This window comes from Pedobacter agri PB92, from assembly GCF_000258495.1.
GTDB lineage: Bacteria > Bacteroidota > Bacteroidia > Sphingobacteriales > Sphingobacteriaceae > Pedobacter > Pedobacter agri.
On the sequence record NZ_AJLG01000209.1, the window covers coordinates 1 to 7,807 of the forward strand.

General features: G+C 38.3%; 8 protein-coding genes. All 8 read right to left on the reverse strand.

The window, feature by feature from the left end; translation table 11 throughout:
- Positions 1 to 254: 254 nt before the first annotated feature.
- Positions 255 to 1,127, reverse strand: a complete 873-nt coding sequence (locus tag ON09_RS21010; protein ID WP_029204527.1) for a sugar phosphate isomerase/epimerase family protein — start codon at positions 1,125 to 1,127, stop codon at positions 255 to 257.
- A 9-nt stretch (positions 1,128 to 1,136) separates the two neighbouring features.
- A complete protein-coding gene (locus tag ON09_RS21015; RefSeq protein ID WP_010603042.1) occupies positions 1,137 to 2,027 on the reverse strand; it encodes a hydroxypyruvate isomerase family protein in 891 nt (296 codons plus the stop codon).
- Between the two features lie 2 nt (positions 2,028 to 2,029).
- The gene (locus tag ON09_RS21020; protein WP_029204528.1) at positions 2,030 to 3,271 is read right to left on the reverse strand and encodes a nucleoside permease; all 1,242 of its coding nucleotides are present in this window, start codon (positions 3,269 to 3,271) and stop codon (positions 2,030 to 2,032) included.
- A gap of 106 nt (positions 3,272 to 3,377) precedes the next feature.
- Entirely contained in the window at positions 3,378 to 4,058 is a 681-nt protein-coding gene (locus tag ON09_RS21025; protein WP_010603044.1) for a 3-keto-disaccharide hydrolase, read from the reverse strand.
- Positions 4,059 to 4,139: 81 nt separating this feature from the next.
- Positions 4,140 to 5,597, reverse strand: coding sequence for a Gfo/Idh/MocA family protein (locus ON09_RS21030; protein WP_010603045.1), 1,458 nt, complete (start codon positions 5,595 to 5,597; stop codon positions 4,140 to 4,142).
- Between the two features lie 29 nt (positions 5,598 to 5,626).
- Positions 5,627 to 6,010: a c-type cytochrome gene (locus ON09_RS21035; protein WP_010603046.1), complete on the reverse strand. Its 384-nt coding sequence runs from the start codon at positions 6,008 to 6,010 to the stop codon at positions 5,627 to 5,629.
- 14 nt (positions 6,011 to 6,024) lie between these two features.
- On the reverse strand, positions 6,025 to 7,083 hold the full coding sequence (locus ON09_RS21040; RefSeq protein ID WP_010603047.1) for a sugar phosphate isomerase/epimerase family protein: 1,059 nt from the start codon (positions 7,081 to 7,083) through the stop codon (positions 6,025 to 6,027).
- 8 nt (positions 7,084 to 7,091) lie between these two features.
- Positions 7,092 to 7,807 (reverse strand): Gfo/Idh/MocA family protein (locus tag ON09_RS21045; protein ID WP_010603048.1); only part of this gene is annotated, 716 nt, incomplete at its 5' end.

Genomic DNA, 7,807 nt, shown 5'->3' on the forward strand with positions numbered 1-7,807 from the left:
CAAACGGGAATTTAACTTGGGATGGATTGGATGAGCAGGGTCAAAAAGCTGCCATAGGAATCTACATCATTTTATTTGATGTATTCGATTTGAATGGGAATACAAAACGCTTTAAAAATACATGCGTTTTAGCGGGAAAGTTAAATTAGCAATCTTAATCTAGCGTCTTGATGCGACCGTTAACTGGATAGGAAATCATGCAAAAAAAAAGGTCGTAGCGATAGGCTACGACCTTTTATGTGAACTAACGCCTGTTATAAGATATTCTTTTTAAGATAGTCACAGCTTGCTGCAACTGATTCGATAGGATTCGGTTTGTAATTAGTTTCATGCTCAACGAAAAAGTATTTCATGCCAGAAAGTTTAGCAGCAGCGAAGATTGGTTTCCAATCGATGCTTCCAGTTCCAACTTCTGCATTTAATGCAGGATTTGTTTTATCCATATCCTTCACGTGCCACATGGTAAAACGTCCTGGATTTTGTTTAAATAATTTTAATGGATCATTTCCCGAACGAGCAACCCAATATAAATCCAGTTCAAAATCGACCAGGTTTTTATCAGTTTCGTTCAACAGAATCTGATATCCCGTGGTTTCACCAAATTTCTCAAATTCAAAATCGTGATTGTGGTAGGCTAAGCGTAAACCTGCATCTTTACACATTTTGGCCGCAACATTAATTTTAGCAGCGATTTTTTTATAATCAGCAGCGGTTTTTCTGATGCTTTGATCCAAATATGGAATAGTTACATATTTGCTACCTAAAACTTTTGCAGCTGCTATTGAGGCTTTCAGTTCACTGGTATTACCGTCTGAAAGGTAACTTCCCAGGCTGAAGTGATTACTTACAGCGGTTAGGCCATTGGCAGCAAGAAGTTTCTTAAACTCAATGGGTGTTAATCCCCAAAACTGATCTTTGATTGAAAAGCCATAAGTTTCCACCTGGCTAAAACCCGCCTTGCCTACTTTTTCAATTGTTCCTTTTAAATCTTTTGGAAGATCAACTCTCAATGAATACAATTGAAGACCTACTGCTTTTTTCTGTGCAACACAGGCAAAAGATGGCGCTAAAAGTAATGTTGCTATGGCTAAGCAACTGCTGATCATAAAACTTTTTCTTGATAACATATGATATAATTAAATGTCGCAAATAGAAATCGCCTGTTTTAACGAAGCTAATTTATTTGCATTTTTTGGTATAAACTCTTGTGCAACGAAACCTTTAAAGCCGGTTCCAACAATGGCTTTCATTATCGCCGGGTAATTTAATTCCTGGCTATCATCAATTTCATTTCTGCCAGGAACGCCTGCGGTGTGATAATGGGCAATATATTGATGATTTTCTTTGATCGTATGAATAACATCACCTTCATCAATCTGCATATGATAAATATCATATAGCAATTTAAAGTTTTCAGATCCTAAACGTTTACAAAGTTCAACACCCCAGGCCGTTTTATCACACTGATAATCTTTATGGTTGATTTTGCTGTTTAGTAGTTCCATCACCAAAATTACGCCATGTTTTTCGGCCAACGGCATCAATTGCTTTAAGCCTTTAACGCAATTGTTCAAGCCCGTTTCATCATCTTTGCCCCGGCGATTACCGCTAAAGCAAATCAGGTTTTTATAGCCAGCAGCGGCAACTAACGGAATCATTTCTGAATAATTTTTGATCAGGGTTTCATGAAACTTTTCGTCATTAAATCCATCAACTAAATTAATTTCTGCACCATTACACATGGTAGATTCCAAACCATGTTTTTTCAGGATGGGCCAATCTTTTGGGCCAACCAAATCAATGCCTTTTATGCCGATTTTTTTGGCCTCTGTACAAAGCGTTTCTACATAAAGTGTACTAAAACACCACCTGCAAACGGAATGATTTACGTTTCCTTTCAAGCTGGCTGTATTTTTCTTATTCGATTGATCCATTGCAAATGTGGCTAAACCAGAAGAAACACCAATTGCAGCAGTTCCTGCAATGATGTTCTTTAATGCATTTCTTCTATTTAGATTCGAAGGCATGATTACAAAGCTTTAGCTTCTATTTCAGATTTTGTTTTATCGTTAAATGTTAACGCAAATAGAATGAATACCACAAGCGCAATTCCTGCAGGAATTATCCAAATCATTTTCCAATCCATTGTGCCATCTACAGCTTTGTAAGCATCAGAAATTTTACCTGCTACCGCAAAACCAATTAACATACCTACACCGTAGGTAGCCAAAGTAATCAAGCCTTGAGCAGAACTTTTGAACCGCTCTCCAGCTTTTGAATTTGTGTAAATCTGTCCGGATACAAAAAAGAAATCATAACAAACCCCATGTAAGGCAATGCCTAAAATTAACATAAAACTTAGTTCTCCGGCATTTCCATAGGCAAACAAAGCATATCGAACTGCCCAAGCCAGCATACCTACCAAAATGGTCATCTTGAATCCAAATCTTTTGAAAAAGATTGGAATAAATAATAAGAAAATTACTTCAGAAGCCTGCCCAATGGTCATTTTTCCAGTAGGATTATCCATCCCAATATTTGAAAGGAATGGATTTGCATTTTGGTAATAGAACGCAAGAGGGATACAAATCAGAATAGATGAAATGAAGAAAATTAAAAAATTTCGATCTTTTAATAATTTTAAGGCATCTAATCCAATAAGATCGCCGATTTTTATTTTCTCTGTTGAAGAAACCTTAGGTGGTGTTTTTGGCAAAGCAAAACTAAATAAACCTAACACCAAAGATACAATTCCTGCCATTGCAAAAGTGTTTCTTAGCAAACCACTTTCAGTGCCTTCCTTTGAATCCCAATGGAAGAAGTAACTAATCAATAAACCCGCTGCAATCCAGCCGATGGTTCCCCAAATACGAATGGATGAAAATTCCTTTTCCGGATCATTCATCTGGTTAAATGATACTGAATTCACCAGCGCCAGGGTAGGCATAAAAATGATCATATAACCCAACACATAAGGGTAAAACACACTGATATCGGTTGCGTTGTACATCTGGTACATCAATAACGCTCCAATGAGGTGCAAAACACCAAGAATTCTTTCTGCGTTGAAATATCTGTCGGCAATTAAACCTACAATAAACGGTGCAATAATTGCGCCCCATGATTGTGTTGAAAATACAGCTCCGGTTTCGGCGCCTGTAGCTTTTAAATTGTTCCCTAGAAATGTTCCCAGTGTTACAAACCAGGCTCCCCAGACAAAAAATTCCAGGAACATCATGGTAGAAAGTTTAAAGCGAGTAGTGCTATTCATTTGGTTTATATAAGGTTAAGGTTTAGGCTTAGATTGAGGTTAAAGTTGAGGCTAAGACATAGATTGAAATTTAGCTTTCGACCTTAACCTAAATCTCGACCTTATTTTATAGTTCTTTTACAGTGATGTTTTTGTACCAAACTTCATCTCCATGATCTTGCAATGCAATTTTTCCAGATTTGAAAGTTCCCCAGTTTTCCCATTTAGCAAATTTGCTTCCTGCAACCAGGTTTTTCCAGTTTTCATCCCATAGCGTAGTTTTCACTACTTCAACACCATTTAAAATAAGTGTTAAATTTCCTTTTTTACTGATGATTTCTGCTTTGTTCCATTCGCCAACTGCCTTAACAGGTTCTGATTTACTTTTAATTAAGTCATATAAATCACCAGCACGGTGTTTGGTGATTTTGCCGTCCGGATGTCCATCATTATCTAAAACCTGCATTTCTAAGCCGGTAGAGTAGGTGGCATGATATTTTGGTTCTTCGTGAACGTAAAATATAAGTCCGCTATTAGCTTTCGGAGCTACTTTCCAGTCATATTTTAAATGGAAATCTTTGTATTCTTTGTCGGTAACTAAATCGCCGCCGCCATCAGTTCCTTTGGTTTTTGGGTCTAAGTGCAAAGCACCATCCTGAACCTGCCAGCCGCTACCTACTGTAGTTTTGTTGTAAGTATGCCAACCTGTTGTGGTTTTTCCATCGAATAAAGGTTTGAAACCCTTTTGTGCCTGAGATATTTGAGATACTGCCAGTAAAATGCAGGCAGAAAGAATCATTTTTTTCATGGTGTTTTATTTACAGCCAATGCGATATATAAAGCTACCATATTATCGGGTTACTTTACATATCGCAATGACGAAGTTGAATTAAAGAGTTAAGTTATTCCAGCCTTGACGATATTCGCGTTTTACGAATTGATTTGCTTCATCAAAATTTGTAATTTTCATGTTATCGTTATCCCAAAGCATTTTCATATATCTGCCAGGATAAGTGTTTTTACCGTTTACATTTTTCTTGATGTCGAAACTTCTGATGGCTAAGTTTGCCATCAATAAGGCTTCTGTCAATGGTCCAGCAATTTCAAATGGAGAACTTACTTCCTGTTTTTCATAACCTGCAATTGCAGCATCAACCCATTGTGCGTAGTGTCCATTTGCACCATCTTTAACACGGGCATATTTTTCTTTTACTTTGATATCTTTATTTCTGCTTAAAGGCAATAGTTTCGGATTCGCACTGTAAGTTTCAGACATCATTTTACCTTTTGTTCCGATGAATAATGTGCCATTACCACCATCACCAAAAGTTTCGTTTGCTTCCAATTCAACAGGACGCTCTGGTTGAATACCACCATCCATCCAGTGTAAGGTAACATCACCTTTGGTTTTATCTGTTTTAGGGAATTTTAAAGTAACATGACTTGATGGAGGACAGCTTTCTGGGAAATATCCACGTTTAAATTCATCAACGTAAACAGAACCTACACTTGCCTCTACTTCTTTTGCATATTTCAGGTTCAGTACGCTGAACGGAGCTTCAATTAAGTGGCAACCCATATCGCCAAGAGCACCCGTTCCGTAGTCCCACCAGCCACGCCAGTTAAAAGGAACTAGTTTATCAACAAAATCTTTTTCAGGAGCGGTACCCAACCATAAATTCCAATCTAATTCTTTAGGAATTTCGCTTTTTTTAGCTGGCCATGGAATACCCTGAGGCCAAACCGGACGATCTGTCCAAGCGTAAACAGTGTGTACATCGCCAATTAAACCAGCTTCGTACCATTCTTTCATTTGGCGAGGGCCATCATTTGACGCACCCTGATTACCCATTTGAGTAACCACCTTATATTTTTTAGCCGCAGCAGTTAAAATACGAGCTTCGTAAATATCATGCGTTAATGGTTTTTGAACATAAACATGTTTACCCAATTGCATCGCTGCTAAAGCCTGTATAGCGTGGTTATGATCAGGTGTAGAGATAGAAACAGCATCAAAATTTTTGTGCTCTTTATCTAACATCTCACGATAATCTTTATAGTATTTCGCTTTTGGGAAATTTTTAACGCTGGTTGCTGCACGACGGTCATCAACATCGCATAGATAAGCGATATCAGCTTTTCCGCTTTTAGCGAACATGGCAATATCACTTTGCCCTTTACCACCAACACCAATACCCGCAATAATTAATCGATCGCTTGGAGCTAAATAGCCCGGTCCGCCCAAAACATGGCGTGGAACAATCATAAATGCTGCGGCAGCGATGGCACTCGTTTTAATAAAATCACGGCGGTTAGTCGTGCTTTTATTTTCTTGATCTGTTTTCATTAGTATTTGAAGTTTATAGGATGTTTAGCTTATTTTTTCTTCAACGAAAGAATATATTTCACCATCAACTTAGCATCAGCTGGTTTCAGCGTAGCATGTGCTGTCATTGGCATAGTGCCCCAAACACCTGTACCACCTTTGATAATCTTATCAGCCAGGTAATTGATGTTTTTCTCTGTAGCAGGATATTTTTTAGCGATCTCGGTGTAAGATGGACCGATAATTTTGTTCACTTTGTTGTGGCAGCCGATACAATCTGATTTATTAATCAGTTTTTCACCGGCACTCATTTGAAACTCGTGATGGGTTAAAGTTGCTGTGGCAACCACCATTTTCTCCTTCTCTAAATCTGCTTTCGAAAAAGACGCCATAAAAATCACTATTGCGCCTAAACCTAAAAATGTCTTTTTCATTTGTGTGTGTGTTGTTAGTCTTGTAATCCTAATATTTTTTTATTGAAAGCGCTATCACTACCCGATGCTGCAAAATCATCAAATGCTTTTTCAGTTACATTAATAATATGTTTCTGAATAAACTCCGATCCTTCACGAGCACCATCTTCTTGATTTTTTATGCAACATTCCCATTCCATAACGGCCCAACCTTTAAAGTCGTATTGTGCTAATTTACTGAAAATGGTTTTAAAATCAACCTGGCCATCGCCTGGAGAACGATATCTTCCAGCACGGTTGGCCCAACTTTGGTATCCACCGAAAGTACCCTGTTTACCTGTTGGATTAAATTCTGCGTCTTTCACGTGGAAAGCCTTAATTCTTTCGTGATAAAAGTCGATATATTGAATATAATCCAGTTGCTGCAAAACAAAGTGAGAAGGATCATACAATAAGCATGCCCGAGGATGATTATTAACCGCAGCTAAAAACATTTCATAGGTTTCGCCATCGAATAAATCTTCTCCGGGATGAATCTCATAGCAAACATCAACGCCATGCTGATCAAATTCATTCAAAATTGGTGTCCAGCGTTTAGCTAATTCAGCAAAGCCTTCTTCTACCAAACCCGCCGGGCGTTGTGGCCACGGATGAAAATATTGCCATAATAACGAGCCGCTAAAAGTGGCATGAGCGTTTAAACCCAGGTTTTGCGATGCTTTTGCCGCATATTTCATTTGTTGCACTGCCCATTCTGTTCTGGCTTTTGGGTTTCCATGAACTTCTTTTGGTGCAAAAGCATCAAATAAATCATCGTATGCAGGATGTACAGCTACCAATTGCCCCTGTAAATGAGTAGATAATTCCGTAATTTCTAAACCGTGAGCTGCAATTTTTCCTTTAAGTTCATCTGCATAAGTTTTACTTTCGGCAGCTTGCTGAAGATCAATAAATCTTTTATCCAGCGTTGGCATCTGAATACCTTTAAAACCTAAATCAGCAGCCCATTTACAAATATTATCTAAAGAATTGAAGGGAGCTTCATCTCCAATAAACTGGGCTAGAAATACTCCTGGTCCTTTTAATGTCGTCATGCGAAGAATTAAATTTTATAATCGTGCCATTTCAAATCCGATTGGCTCGATGCTACTACATTTTCAATAAAAGCCATTCCACGAACACCATCTTCGGTTGTTGGAAAATCCAGCATTTCAGCAGTAGGTTCTTCGTTATTTAATTTGGCATTTACTGTTAACGCAAAGTTTTTATAAATATTAGCAAAAGCTTCCAAATAACCTTCAGGGTGACCACCAGGCGTACGTGTGTTGTGTTGTGCAAAGCTACCCATGAAGCCATTTCCTGTTCTGTAGATTTGAGCAGGCGCATCTGACCATTTAACAATCATTGTATTTGGTTCCATTTGATGCCATTCCAAGCCACCTTTTTCGCCATAAACTTTAATTTTTAAGGCGTTTTCTTCACCTGCAGCAATTTGTGAAGCAATTAATACTCCGTTTGATCCATTGTCAAATTTCAATAGAACATTTCCATCATCATCAATTGCTCTTCCTGGAACAACAATGTTTAGATCTGCACATATTTTAGTGATTTTCAGACCAGAGATATATTCTGCTAAATGTGCGGCATGTGTGCCAATATCGCCCATGCTTCCGCTTTTGCCCGTTTTAGATGGATCTGTGCGCCAGGCTGCCTGAGCATTTCCTTCGCGTTCAGATAAGGTACTTAACCAGCCCTGAGGATATTCCACAATGATTTTTCTGATTTCACCTAATGCACCTTCGCGAACCATCTGTTTCG

What these genes read in the sequence shown, in the direction of transcription:
- ON09_RS21030 (WP_010603045.1), bottom strand. Translation starts at nt 5,597, where the DNA reads ATGAAAACAGATCAAGAAAATAAAAGCACGACTAACCGCCGTGATTTT.
- ON09_RS21040 (WP_010603047.1), bottom strand. Translation starts at nt 7,083, where the DNA reads ATGACGACATTAAAAGGACCAGGAGTATTTCTAGCCCAGTTTATTGGA.
- ON09_RS21015 (WP_010603042.1), bottom strand. Translation starts at nt 2,027, where the DNA reads ATGCCTTCGAATCTAAATAGAAGAAATGCATTAAAGAACATCATTGCA.
- ON09_RS21035 (WP_010603046.1), bottom strand. Translation starts at nt 6,010, where the DNA reads ATGAAAAAGACATTTTTAGGTTTAGGCGCAATAGTGATTTTTATGGCG.
- ON09_RS21025 (WP_010603044.1), bottom strand. Translation starts at nt 4,058, where the DNA reads ATGAAAAAAATGATTCTTTCTGCCTGCATTTTACTGGCAGTATCTCAA.
- ON09_RS21020 (WP_029204528.1), bottom strand. Translation starts at nt 3,271, where the DNA reads ATGAATAGCACTACTCGCTTTAAACTTTCTACCATGATGTTCCTGGAA.
- ON09_RS21010 (WP_029204527.1), bottom strand. Translation starts at nt 1,127, where the DNA reads ATGTTATCAAGAAAAAGTTTTATGATCAGCAGTTGCTTAGCCATAGCA.